At 72.0% G+C, this 12,012-nt stretch carries 6 protein-coding genes; 5 read left to right on the top strand and 1 reads right to left on the bottom strand.

Going from position 1 to position 12,012, the window contains the following annotated elements:
- Window positions 1–25 precede the first annotated feature (25 nt).
- From K8638_RS12530 to K8638_RS12510, 5 genes are all read left to right on the top strand, one after another.
- Window positions 26–1,132: an isopenicillin N synthase family oxygenase gene (locus K8638_RS12530; protein ID WP_223754719.1), complete on the top strand. Its 1,107-nt coding sequence runs from the start codon at window positions 26–28 to the stop codon at window positions 1,130–1,132.
- Between the two features lie 679 nt (window positions 1,133–1,811).
- Window positions 1,812–3,083, top strand: a complete 1,272-nt coding sequence (locus tag K8638_RS12525; protein WP_223754718.1) for an MFS transporter — start codon at window positions 1,812–1,814, stop codon at window positions 3,081–3,083.
- A gap of 100 nt (window positions 3,084–3,183) precedes the next feature.
- Window positions 3,184–6,687 carry a pyruvate carboxylase gene (locus K8638_RS12520; RefSeq protein ID WP_223754861.1) on the top strand — a complete coding sequence of 1,168 codons (3,504 nt, stop codon included), beginning with the start codon at window positions 3,184–3,186 and terminating at the stop codon, window positions 6,685–6,687.
- Between the two features lie 221 nt (window positions 6,688–6,908).
- Entirely contained in the window at window positions 6,909–7,496 is a 588-nt protein-coding gene (locus K8638_RS12515; RefSeq protein WP_223754717.1) for a hypothetical protein, read from the top strand.
- Window positions 7,497–7,544: 48 nt separating this feature from the next.
- Window positions 7,545–8,168 (top strand): RNA polymerase sigma factor, encoded by a 624-nt coding sequence (locus tag K8638_RS12510; protein ID WP_223754716.1) that lies wholly within the window; start codon window positions 7,545–7,547, stop codon window positions 8,166–8,168.
- Between the two features lie 18 nt (window positions 8,169–8,186).
- On the opposite strand, the gene K8638_RS12505 is transcribed toward K8638_RS12510, so the two are convergent.
- Window positions 8,187–11,981, bottom strand: coding sequence for a serine/threonine-protein kinase (locus K8638_RS12505; protein ID WP_223754715.1), 3,795 nt, complete (start codon window positions 11,979–11,981; stop codon window positions 8,187–8,189).
- Window positions 11,982–12,012 lie beyond the last annotated feature (31 nt).

Below are 12,012 nucleotides of genomic sequence, written 5' to 3'. Positions count from 1 at the left end.
AGGAGCGATACACCTGGGGCCCATCATGGCCGAGACCTCTTCGCTCAACATCCCCACTGTCGACCTCGCCGACCTCTCGTCGGAAGACCCGGCCCGCGTCGAGCGCGCCGCGGCGGCGATTCGCGAGGCATTTGGTGTCTTCGGCCTCGTGTACCTGAAGAACCACGGCGTCGACACGCAGGCGCTCAACCGCTTCTACGACGCATTCGCCGCATTCATCGCGCAGCCGGCGGAGGCGAAGAAGCCCTACGGGCGCGCCGACATCTGGTACCAGCGCGGGTGGACGCCTCCGAACACCGAGGTCGCCGTCGCGAGCAACGGCCAGCCGGACTTCAAGGAGTGCTACTTCGTCGCGCCGTACCCGAACGACGAGCAGTCGGCACGGGAGTTCCCGGAGCTGTACCCGGAGAACGTCTGGCCCGCGAACGCGCCCCCGTACTTCCAGGACGGCATCATGCAGCTCGGCCGCTCCCTCCATGAGGCCGGCCTGAAGCTGCTGCGCGGCGCGGCGGTGGCGCTGGGGCTGCCGGAGACGGCTTTCTCGGACGTGTGCCAGCGCGCCCCCCACATCACGCGCGCGCTCCAGTACCTGCCGCTCACCGCCTCGCAGGTGAACACGGACATCGTCTGGGGCGAGGAGCACACGGACTTCAACCTGCTCACCCTGCTGCCCGGGGGACGGTTCCTCGACCCGGACTGCCGCCCGGCGTCCGCCCCCGACAACAAGAGCGGCCTGTACCTCCGCACGCGCGCGACGCCGGAGGCCCCGCAGGGGCAGATGGTGCGCGGCACGGCGCCCGCGGGCTGCATCGTGGCGCAGGTGGGCCAGCAGCTCGAAATCCTCACGGGCGGCACCTTCCTGGCCACGCCCCACGTCATCACCGCGCCCGGAGTGCCCGGCTGGCAGCGCCAGTCCGCCGCGCACTTCATGCACGTCCACACCAGCACGGTGCTCTTCCCCCTGGAGAAGTTCCGCACCCCCGACGCGGTCCGGAACTACGCGCCGCCGGTGCTCGCGGGCACGTACGACATCAAGACGCTCGTGGACATCGGCCTCGCGCCGCCGAGCGCGCTCGACAAGCTGGGCTACCGCCACTACGACCGCCTCAACCGCCAGCGCGCGGGCGCGTAGGGCCGTGTGCCGGCGCCCCCGCCGGCACATGAAACACAAACGCGGACACAAACAAAGACATACGGAAATGACAATGAATGTCAATCATTGCCATTTCTGACTGCATTTGCATTGCCTTTCGGCCGCGCCGCACGCCCCGGGAATTGACTGAAGACGTGTTCATGTAGGCATCGCCCCCCCCCCTGCCCTCGCTCCAGGAGCGGCGCGCGAGCGGCGCGGGTCCCCGGAAAATGGCTGAAGACGTGTTCATGTAGGCATCGCCCCCCTCGGCCACCCTCGAAAACTGGAGGGATGTCAGGGCATGTAGGCACGAACCACCCGACACCTTCACCAGATGGGGACTTCCGGCGCGCCCTGACACCGGAAAAAACTGGCTGAAGACGTGTTCATGTAGGCATTGCCCGGCGAGCTGCGCGGCACCATCGGCCGCTCGCGACTCCAGCTCGCGCGATGGAGCCGGTGCTGGCGCGCCGCTGAGCGTGCTCCCGGGCGCAGCGAACCGGCGGCCGGAGACCTCCCGGCGGCTCCGGATTCACCGCGCGCAAACCTGAATGGTGATTCATAACTCATGCGCCGGATCAAGGCGTGGAGCGTCAAACCCATGGGGTTTCCTTCCACCCCGTCCCAGAGCGCGCATGGCCCTTGCTCCAGGGGCGGCAAAGGCGCCTAATCCGGCCCCATGAAATTCCTGCGAGATCTCCGCTCGGTCCTGAACCTGACCGTCCTGGTCGCCGGACTCGGCTACTTCGTCGACCTCTTCGACATCACGCTGTTCGGCGTGGTGCGCGTCGCGTCGCTCAAGGACATCGGCATCACCGACCCGGCGCAGATCCTCCAGAAGGGCGTGTTCATCTACAACGCCCAGATGGTGGGGATGATGGTCGGCGGGCTCCTGTGGGGCGTGCTCGCCGACAAGCGCGGGCGCCTGTCGGTGATGTTCGGCTCCATCCTCCTCTACTCGTTCGCCAACCTGGCCAACGCCTTCGCCTGGGACGTGACGACCTACGCGCTCTGCCGGTTCCTGGGCGGTGTCGGCCTCGCGGGCGAGCTGGGCGCGGCCATCACCCTGGTCGCCGAGTCCCTCCCGAAGGAGAAGCGCGGTCTGGGCACCACCATCGTCGCGACGCTCGGCATGCTCGGCATCGTCGCGGCGGCCTTCGTCGGTCAGCACCTGACCTGGAAGACGGCCTACATCACCGGCGGAGTCATGGGCATCGCGCTCCTGTTCGCGCGCTTCAAGGTCTCCGAGTCCGAGCTGTTCACCAAGAAGACCGACCCGTCCCGCGCCAACCCCTTCCTCCTCCTGCAAGGGGGCCGCTTCCTCAAGTACGTCTGCTGCATCCTCATCGGCGTGCCCATCTACTTCACCACGGGCGTCCTCTTCACCTTCTCGCCCGAGCTGACCGCCGGCCTGGGCGTCACCGGCACGGTGACGGCGGGCAACGCCATCCTCTACGGCTCCATCGGCCTGACGCTGGGCGACCTGCTGGCGGGCCTCGTCAGCCAGGCGCTCAAGAGCCGCAAGCGCGCGGTGGGGCTGAACCTCACCGTCGGCCTCGGGCTGATGCTCGTCTACGTCCTCGTGCCGGGGCTCACGAGCACCGCCGTCTACGTCCTGTGCTTCTTCCTGGGCATCTCCGTGGGCTACTGGGCCGTGCTCATCACGATGGCGGCAGAGCAGTTCGGCACCAACATCCGCGGCACGGTGGCGACGACGGTGCCCAACTTCGTGCGTGGTTCGGCCGCCATCGCGGCCAGCGGCGTGGCCTGGCTGAAGGGCTCGCAGGGCTTGAGCATGGGGACCGCGGCCTTCCTGGTGGGCAGCCTCTGCTTCGGACTGGCCCTCCTCGCGCTCCTGAAGCTCGAGGAGACCTTCCACCGCGACCTGGACTACGAGGAGACCGCCGCCAGCCCCCAGGCGGCCCAGTCGCCCTCGCACTCCAGCACCTGAGGCCCGCGCCTCGGGCCATGGGCCAGGGTCGCGCCCGAAAACCGACTTTCAGCCCCGACGGGGTTGCACCAGGATTAGGTGAATGACTAACAACGCGCCCATGGCCTCCCCTGCCCTCCGTCCCATCCAGAAGGTGCTGTGCGCCAACCGCGGTGAGATTGCCATCCGCGTCTTCCGAGCCTGCAACGAGCTCGGCATCCGGACCGTCGCCATCTACAGCGACGAGGACCGGACCCACGAGCACCGCCACAAGGCGGACGAGGCGTACCTCGTGGGCCGCGGCAAGCGCCCGGTGGAAGCCTACCTGGGCATCGACGAAATCCTCGACGTGGCCGAGCGGGCCGGCGTGGACGCCATCCACCCGGGCTACGGCTTCCTGTCGGAGAACGCCGACTTCGCCGAGGCGTGTGAGCGGCGCGGCATCCGCTTCATCGGCCCGCGCTCGCCGGTGGTGCGGACCATGGGCGACAAGGTGGCCGCGAAGGAGCTGGCCCGGAAGGTGGGCGTGCCGGTGGTGCCCGGCGTCACCCTGGAGGGCGATGACGCGAAGGTGCTGGAGCAGGCGCGCGCCTTCTTCGCCCAGCACGGCGGCCCCATCCTGGTGAAGGCGGCGCACGGCGGCGGCGGCCGCGGCATGCGCGTGGTGCGCGAGGCGGCGGAGCTGGAGTCCGCGCTCGCCTCCGCGCGCTCGGAGGCGAAGAGCGCCTTCGGCTCCTCGGCGGTGTTCCTGGAGAAGTTCCTGGAGAAGGTGCGCCACATCGAGGTGCAGCTCCTGGGGGACCTGCACGGCAACCTCGTGCACCTGCACGAGCGCGACTGCTCGGTGCAGCGCCGCCACCAGAAGGTCATCGAGATTGCCCCCGCCCCCAACCTGTCCGCCCAGCTCCGGGCCGCCATCTGCGACGCGGCGGTGCGGCTGGCGCGTGAGGCGGGCTACTCCAGCGCGGGCACGGCCGAGTTCCTCGTCGCCGGCGACACCTTCTACTTCATCGAGTGCAACGCGCGGCTCCAGGTGGAGCACACCGTCACCGAGCAGGTGACGGGCGTGGACCTGGTGCAGAGCCAGATCCGCATCGCGGAGGGGTACCGGCTGGACTCGCCCCAGGTGGGCATCCCCTCGCAGGAGGCCATCGTCCCGCGTGGCTACGCGGTGCAGCTGCGCGTCACCACCGAGGATCCGGCCAACAACTTCATGCCGGACGCGGGCGTCATCACCGCCTGGCGCGCCGCCACGGGCTTCGGCATCCGGCTGGATGGCTCCAACGGCTATACGATGGCGCACATCTCGCCCTACTACGACTCCATGCTGGTGAAGGTCATCGCCTACGCGCCGACCTTCGAGGGCGCGGTGATGAAGGGCCAGCGCGCGCTGCGCGAGTTCCGCATCCGCGGCGTGAAGACGAACCTGCCCTTCCTGGAGAACGTGCTGCGGCACCCGGCCTTCCAGTCCGGCCAGACGTACACCCGCTTCATCGACGAGACGCCGGAGCTCTTCCAGCTGGAGCCCCGGAGGAACAGGGCCAGCAAGCTGCTCCAGTACCTGGGCGACGTCATCGTCAACGGCCACCCCACCATCAAGAAGCAGCAGCGGCTCAAGCCCACCCAGTTCCTGGAGCCTCGCCTGCCGGTGACGCCGCCCGGCCCCGTGCCGCGCGGCACCGCGCAGATTCTGGCGGAGAAGGGGCCCCGGGGGCTCGCCGAGTGGGTGCTCGCGCAGAAGCGCGTGCTGCTCACCGACACCACCATGCGTGACGCGCACCAGTCGCTGCTGGCCACGCGCATGCGCACGCGGGACATCCTCCGCGTGGCGCCGGCCACCGCGCACCTGGCGTCCGACCTCTTCAGCCTGGAGGCCTGGGGCGGCGCCACGTTCGACACCGCGTACCGCTTCCTCAACGAGGACCCGTGGGCCCGCCTGCGCGCGCTGAAGGCCGCCGCGCCCAACCTGCTGCTGCAGATGCTCCTGCGCGGCGCCAACGCCGTGGGCTACACCAGCTACCCGGACAACGTGGTGGAGGCCTTCATCGACGAGGCGGCCGAGGCGGGCGTGGACGTCTTCCGCATCTTCGACAGCCTCAACGACCTGGGCAGCATGGAGGTGTCCATCCGCCGCGTGCTCCAGACGGGCAAGGTGGCGGAGGTGGCCATCTGCTACACGGGCGACGTTCACAACCCCAAGCGCAAGAAGTACACGCTGGACTACTACGCGGACCTGGCCAGGCGCATCGAGGACTCGGGCGCGCACTTCCTGTGCATCAAGGACATGGCGGGGCTGCTGCGCCCGCGCGCCGCGGCCATGCTGATGGAGCGGCTGCGCGAGGTGACGCGCCTGCCCATCCACCTCCACATGCACGACACCGCGGGCAACGGCATCGCCAGCTACCTGGAGGCGATAGAGCACGGCGTGCACATCGTCGACGTGGCGCTCGGCAGCATGGCGGGCCTCACCAGCCAGCCCAGCATGAACGCGCTGGTCAGCGCCCTGCGCGGCCACCCGCGCGAGACGGGGCTGGCCAACGCGCGCCTGCAGCCGCTGGCCAACTACTGGGAGGACGTGCGCGAGTACTACGCCCCCTTCGAGAGCGGCCTCAAGAGCACGACGAGCGAGGTCTACTACCACGAGATTCCGGGCGGCCAGTACTCCAACCTCCGGCCCCAGGTGGCGGAGATGGGGCTGCTGGGCCGGTGGAACGACGTGAAGGACGCCTTCGCGCTGGTGAACGTGCTGGTGGGCGACATCCCCAAGGTGACGCCCTCGTCGAAGATGGTGGGTGACTTCGCCATCTTCCTCCTGAAGAACGACCTCGCGGTCCGCGGCGCGGACCTGCCCGAGAGCGCGGCGCTCACCAAGGCGAAGCTCATCGCCGAGGCCCCCCGGCTGGACTTCCCGTCCAGCGTGGTGGGCTACTTCCGGGGTGAGCTGGGCCAGCCGCCCGGCGGCTTCCCGGAGGACCTGCGCGCCGCGGTGCTCAAGGGCCTGCCGCGCGTGGAGGGACGGCCCTCGGGGAGCATGCAGCCGCTGGACCTGGACGCGCTCCAGCGAGAGCTGTCCCAGAAGGCCGGCCACCCACTCACCCGCGTGGACGCCATCTCCAGCGCGCTCTACCCGCGCGTCATGGCCGGCTACCTGGAGGACCAGGCGAAGTACGAGGACGTGTCCATCCTCGACACGCCCAACTACTTCTACGGCATGGAGGTGGGCCAGGAGATCTGGGTGGAGCTGGAGCCGGGCAAGACGCTGGTCATCAGCCTGTCCGCGGTGGGCGAGCCGGACGAGGACGGCTGCCGCACCGTCTACTTCGCGCTGAACGGGCACAACCGCTCGGTGCTGGTGCGGGATCGCAGCCGGGCGGCGAAGGTGGAGGCCCGCCGTCAGGCGGACCGCGGCAACCCGAACCACGTCGCGGCGAGCATGCCGGGCACCGTCATCGCGCTGCACGTCAAGCCGGGTGCGCGCGTGGAGGCCGGCGCGCCGCTCGTCACGCTGGAGGCGATGAAGATGGAGACGGTGGTGCGCGCCCCGCGTGCGGGCACCGTGGCGGAGGTCATCCCCGCGCTCAAGGCAGCCGTGCAGGGAGGGGATCTGCTCGCGGTGCTCCAGTAGCCGGGCTGCACGGCGTCCGGAGTGGGCCGGGCGAAGGAGATGCGGGGACACACCGCGGCACCCGGACGCGAGAGGTGTGCACCGGACCGCACGACTCCGTGCAGCCTGCTTCACGCGCGCGTGACGATTCCCGGCCGAGGCGTGTCTGGCGCCGTGCTTGCACTCCACCCGGCATGCACTTCGACATCCGGACCCGACGACGCACCCTCGTGAGCACGTGGATGAAACGCGCCTCCGTGCTCCTGCTGCTCCTGGCCCTGCCCGCCTCGGCCCAGCCCTCCAACCCCGCCTTCGCCAGCGAGGCGCCTGTCGCGGCTCCGGAGCGCCCATCCCGGGCGGCACGCCTCAGCGCCGAGATGGGAGGAGGCACCCTCACCGCGCTGGGGCTGGGGCTCGCGGGGGCCCTGGCCGGAGGACTGGTGGGCCTGGCGGTGTGCGGTGCGGGAAGCTCCGGGGCCTTCGACCTCTCGGGGGCCTGTCCCGCCCTCGGCGCGGGCGTGCTGGGCGGCGCGGGCGTGCTGGTGGGCCTGCCACTGGGCGTCACGTGGGGGGGCCAGTGGGCGGGAGGCAACGGACGCTTCTCGGGGGCCTTCGCCGGACTGGGCGTGTCGCTCGCCTCGTCGGGGACCGCGTTCCTGCTGGGAGGCGACGACGTGGGGACGGCGCTGCTCATCGCCGCGCCCCTCTTCTCCGCGGTGGGCTACGAGCTGACCGACTCCGCGCCCGAGAGCCCGGCGTCCTTCACGGTGACGCCCACCGTCTCCATGGACTCGCGCGGCCCGGGGCTCGGGCTGCGGGGACGGTTCTGACCTCCGGGGCCGTGGAAGGGCGGGAGGCGCGTGTGGAAGACTCGCGCCATGTCACTTGCGCCGCGTGAAGACATCGAGAGCGAGGTCCGGCGCCTGTGCGAGCAGGGCCAGCACGCGCGCGCGGCAGAGGCCGCCATCCGTGGCTACGGCCCCGAGGTCTTCGGCGTGCTGATGGCCACGCTCCGCGACGAGCCGGCGGCCGAGGAGGTGTTCTCCCTCTGGAGCGAGCGCCTGTGGCTCGGCCTCGCGAGCTTCACGTGGGCCTGCTCCCTGCGCACGTGGGTGTATGTCCTGGCGCGCAACGCCTCCACCGACTTCCACCGGCGGGAGCGCTTCCGCGAGAAGCTGGCCCAGCCGTTCCCCGACTCCGACGCCATCTCCCGCATCGCGGAGCAGGTGCGCTCGGAGACACGGCCCTACCTGCGCACGGACGCCAAGGACCGGCTGACCGCGCTGCGCGAGCGCCTGCCTCCGGAGGACCGCGAGCTGCTCGTGCTGCGCCTGGACCGGCGGCTGGAGTGGAAGGACCTGGCGCTCGTCATGCTGGGACAGGCGGACGTGGCGGCGGACGTGCTGGCCCGCGAGTCCCAGCGGCTGCGCAAGCGCTTCCAGCTCCTCAAGGACGAGCTGGTCGAGCTGGGCCGGCGCGAGGGCCTGTTCCAGCCGGAGTGAGCGGGCCGCCTGGAGCCCTCACCGTGGCGCCTGGGACCGCGGCGTCATCAGGTCGGCCATCCGCTCCGGCGCCTGGATGCCGCGCTCCCGCATCTCCCGGTCCGCGGCCTCCACCAGCGCCTGCCCCGGCGCCCCGCCCAGAGCCTCCCCGCGACGGCGGCGGATGATGGCCGCCAGCTGCAGCATCCCCTGCTCCGCCGTCACCGCCTCCGCGTCTGCCAGCAGCCGGAGCGCGTCCTCACGCCGCCCACCGCGCGACGCGAGGGTGGCCCGGAGGACTCGCGCCAGCGCATGGGCCCAGGGAATGCTCTCACGCTCCAGGGCCCGCGCGGCCCGGAACGCCACGCGGCCCGCCGCCGCGCCATCGAGCGTGGGCGTGGCCAGCGCCGCCAGCGCATGGATGTAGCGAAGCTCGACGCGCAGCAACTGCATGCGTAGGAGGCCGGAGCGCACCACCATGGGCTGGCGCCGCCGGGCCAGCTCCCAGGCCACGGCCCCCTCCCCACGGTAGAGGGCGATGCGGAGCCGCGCCATCGCCTCCCGCTCATGCGAGAGGCGGAAGCCCCGATGCGACGACGGAGCCTCGGAGGAGCGCACCAGCGCCCAGGCTTCTTCCGGCGCGTCGGCGGCGAGCCGCACCAGGATGCCCGTTGACGTCCGGACCATGGCGTCGAAATACCGGTGCCCCCGCCCGCGCACGTCGGCCAGCAGCGCGGGCACCGTCTCCGCGAGCCGCGCCACCTCGCCCATGTGCCACAGGCAGTGCGCCCGCTGCATGCGCGCGAAGTCCAGCTCCCAGGACGCATCGGCGCAGCGCGCCTGGAGGAGCGCCTCGGCCTGACGCATGAGCGACTCCGCGCGGGCCCAGGCCCCCTGGTGCAGGGCGGCCATGCCCTGACCAATCCAGGCCCACGCGCGCGCATGAGGCTGTCGCGACTGCTCCGCCAGCTCCGAGGCCTGCCTCAGCAGGCGCTCCAGCTCCCGGTGCGACCCGTCCCCGCGCATGCCCCGCATGATGGCGTGCAGCGACAGCCCTCGCGAGGCGCGGTACGCATCTCCCGAGCGGAGGGCCAGCTCCAGGTGGCGCGAGCGGAAGTCCGCGGCGGCCACGGGGTCCACGATGCTGAGGCCCAGCGCGGCGGACCAGCAGACGTCGATGCGCAGCCGCTCCTCCACCGGGAGTTCCCCGGACACCCGGGGCTGGAACGCCGTGCCGCGCACCCGCAGGCGCAGCTCGCGCAGCACCGCGCCCACGGCCGAACCCACGGCCGTGCGGGATGGCGCCAGGCCCACGTCCTCCGATACACGGGTCAGCACGTCGAGCCCCTCGCCGGTGTACCCACCCAGCAGGAGCTGCTCCATGGCCCGGTGCCGCCACGGCAGGGCCCGCGCGGGCTCCGCGCCCTCCGCTGCCTCCAGCCATGCCAGCGCGGCTTCTCTCGGGCGGCCCGCGCTGGCCAGTGCCTCGCCCAGCCGGGCCGTGAGCGCGCGGGTCTCCTCCGGGCCTGGAGTCCCGAGCGACAGCGCCTCGCGGTAGAGCCGGGCCGCGCGCTCGAAGGCGAGCACCTCGTGCGCCCGCGTCGCCGCCTCCACCGCGTACCGGGCCGCCTTCTCCAGGCACCCGGCCTCGCGGAAGTGGAGCAGGAGCTGCTCGGCCCTCGCGTGCCCACTCGCCTCCAGCGACAGCGCGAGCCCGAGGTGCCGTTCCCGCCGTGCCTCGGCCGGAAGCCGCGCCGCCACCGCCTCGCGGACCCGGTCGTGGTACGGCAGCAGTTCCTCCAGTCCGTCCCGCCAACGCACGCGCACCAGGTTGCCCGCGCGCAGGTGCGCGAGCGCCGGCAGCTCCCGCGCGCGCTCGCTGTCGAATGCCGCGCGCGCGGCGCTCTCGCGCGGCAGGGGCTGGCCCGCCAGCGAGACGACCTCCATGAGCCGCCGGGCCGGCTCTGGCAGCCGCTCCACCCGGGCGAGGATGAGCGCGTCCAGCATGGAGAGCCCGGCCTCACCGGAGCGCTCCGGAAGCAGCCCGGCATCTTCCCGCGACAGCCGCGCCAGCTCCGTGATGAGGAACGGGTGGCCCTGCCCCTCCGCCGCCAGCGTGGGCACGAGCGTCACCGGCGCCCCCGAATCCCCGAGCAGCGTCCTCGCCAGGCGCTCCGCCTCCTCCGGGCCCAGGGCGCCCAGCGCGATGTCGCGCACCTCCAGCCCCGAGCCCGCCGCGCCCCTCAGCGCGGACAGGAGCCCCGCCAGCACCCGGCTCGTCTCCAGCTCGTCCCCCCGGTACGTGGCCACCAGGAGCAGCGGCGGCGCGTCCGGAGGCAGGAGCACCTCCAGGAGGAAGGCCGCGCTGTCCGGGTCGCCCCACTGGATGTCGTCGAGGAAGAGCACCAGCTCCCCCCGCCGCGCCAGGGCGTGGAGCAGCTCGCGCAGCGCGCGCGCACCACGCCGCCGCGCCTCCTGCGGCTCCACCGCCTCGTCGTCGCGGGAGACCTCGCGAAGCAGCGGAGGAAGCTGCCGCAACACCGGGAAGAGGCGCGCCAGCGAGGCCAGGTCCGCCGGCAGCAGCGCGTCCAGCTCCGCGCCGGGCACCGCGTGCAGGTGGCGGCAGAGCGCGTCCAGGAGGCTGTCGAGCAGCTTGTAGGGCACCGACTCCTGCTCGAAGCAGCGGCCGGTGAGCACCACCCGCCGCGAGTCCGCCTCACCGCCCGGGTCCGCCAGGAAGCGGTGCACCAGCGCGCTCTTGCCGATGCCGGACGGCCCCCGCACCAGGGCCACCACCGTCCGTCCCTCGCGCGCTGTCGCGAGCGCGTCGCCGAGCTGGCGCAGCGGCCCCTCACGGCCGATGAACGGCCCACCCCCACGCAGGGGCACCTCGTCCCGGGGACGCACCACGCGGCTTCCCGCGTGGTTCGAGAGCCGCTCCCGCACCTCCCCGCCCGTGGGCCGCTGTCCGGGCTCGGGAGCCAGCAGCGCCAGGCACAGTGCCTCCAGGTCCTCGGGCACGTCCGGCGCGAGCACGCGCGGAGGAACGGGCCTTCCATCAGCGCCGCGCGGAGTGTCCGCGGGCAGCCGGCCGGTGAGCACCTCGTAGAGCATCACCCCCACGGCGTACCAGTCCGCGGCGGGACCGATGGAGCGCGACGCGGCCTGCTCCGGCGCCATGTACCGGGGCGTCCCCGCCGCCAGCGCCTCGCGCGGGCCTCCGGTGATGTCCATCACCAGGCCGAAGTCGAGCAGCACGACGCGGTCCTCGTCCGTCACCATGACGTTCGAGGGCTTGATGTCCCGGTGCAGCTTCCCCGCGCCGTGCAGGAAGTCGAGCCCGTCCGCGAGCTGCCACAGCAGCCCGCGCAGCCGCTCCATGTCGAAGCCCGGGGTCCGCTCCCGGGGCGTCGGCACGCAACGGGTGAAGCGCTGTCCCTGGATGCGCTCCATGGTGAAGAACCACGCGTCCCCTTCCGAGAACAGCTCGTAGAGCTGCACCAGGTTCGGATGGGTGAGGCCCGCGAGCGCGCGGAACTCCTGCTTGAAGAGGAGCAGCGCGTGCGCGTCCGCGCGCCGCAGCCACTTGAGCGCCACCGCCGCGCCGCGCTTGTGGTCCAGCGCCTCGTACACCGTGCCGAAGCCTCCGGCTCCGAGCTGCTCGCGGAGCGAGAACCGCTCGGAGCGCCATGGCGCGGCAAGCACGCTCGGTCTCAGCTCGGGAGCGCGGGCCACCTCCCGCAGGAAGGCGAGCGACGGAGATGTCCCCGAAGAGGACTCCCCACTGACGGGCCCAGGGTCGGCCCCGGCCTCCGCCACCCGCTCGTCGCTCATGCCTCACACTCCCAGTCCCTGCTCGCCTGCT

Source organism: Myxococcus sp. RHSTA-1-4, from assembly GCF_020037125.1.
Lineage (GTDB): Bacteria > Myxococcota > Myxococcia > Myxococcales > Myxococcaceae > Myxococcus.
The sequence above is the reverse complement of the archived record's forward strand: the minus strand, read 5'-3'. Positions and strand labels throughout refer to the sequence as shown.

What these genes read in the sequence shown, in the direction of transcription:
- K8638_RS12525 (WP_223754718.1), top strand. Translation starts at nt 1,812, where the DNA reads ATGAAATTCCTGCGAGATCTCCGCTCGGTCCTGAACCTGACCGTCCTG.
- K8638_RS12510 (WP_223754716.1), top strand. Translation starts at nt 7,545, where the DNA reads ATGTCACTTGCGCCGCGTGAAGACATCGAGAGCGAGGTCCGGCGCCTG.
- K8638_RS12505 (WP_223754715.1), bottom strand. Translation starts at nt 11,981, where the DNA reads ATGAGCGACGAGCGGGTGGCGGAGGCCGGGGCCGACCCTGGGCCCGTC.
- K8638_RS12520 (WP_223754861.1), top strand. Translation starts at nt 3,184, where the DNA reads ATGGCCTCCCCTGCCCTCCGTCCCATCCAGAAGGTGCTGTGCGCCAAC.
- K8638_RS12530 (WP_223754719.1), top strand. Translation starts at nt 26, where the DNA reads ATGGCCGAGACCTCTTCGCTCAACATCCCCACTGTCGACCTCGCCGAC.
- K8638_RS12515 (WP_223754717.1), top strand. Translation starts at nt 6,909, where the DNA reads ATGAAACGCGCCTCCGTGCTCCTGCTGCTCCTGGCCCTGCCCGCCTCG.